Source organism: Colwellia ponticola (assembly GCF_005885605.1).
Classification (GTDB): Bacteria; Pseudomonadota; Gammaproteobacteria; order Enterobacterales; family Alteromonadaceae; genus Colwellia; species Colwellia ponticola.
Window position 1 is genome coordinate 1 of sequence record NZ_SZVP01000202.1, and the last position, 415, is coordinate 415.

1 protein-coding gene is annotated in these 415 nt (G+C 66.3%); it reads left to right on the top strand.

All coding sequences use genetic code 11. From position 1 onward, the window contains the following. Positions 1-415, top strand: a 415-nt coding sequence (locus FCS21_RS16560; RefSeq protein WP_246047326.1) for an SPFH domain-containing protein, incomplete at both ends; no start/stop codon positions are given.

A 415-nucleotide genomic window follows, 5' to 3' on the forward strand; every position in this document is an offset into this window, starting at 1 on the left:
GGCCGGGCGCCTGACGTTCCTGGCGTTGTACGCGGTGACGGTGTTGGCCGCATTGGCATGGGCGTTTTCCAATGTGCGGCAGATCGACCCGCAGAACCGTGCGGTGGTGCTGCACTTCGGCGCCCTCGACCGCATCCAGAATGCCGGGCTGCTGCTGGCCTGGCCGCAGCCGTTCGAGCAGGTGGTGTTATTGCCGGCGGCCGACCGGGTGATCGAGCGTCGGGTGGAGAACCTGTTACGTTCCGATGCGGCGGTGCAGGCTGATCGTGTGGCCAGTTTCGCCACGCCCTTGAGCGATGCCCTGGCCGGCTCCGGCTACCTGCTGACCGGCGATGCCGGAGTGGTGCAGCTGGATGTGCGGGTGTTCTACAAGGTCACCGAACCCTACGCCTTTGTGTTGCAGGGCGCGCATGTG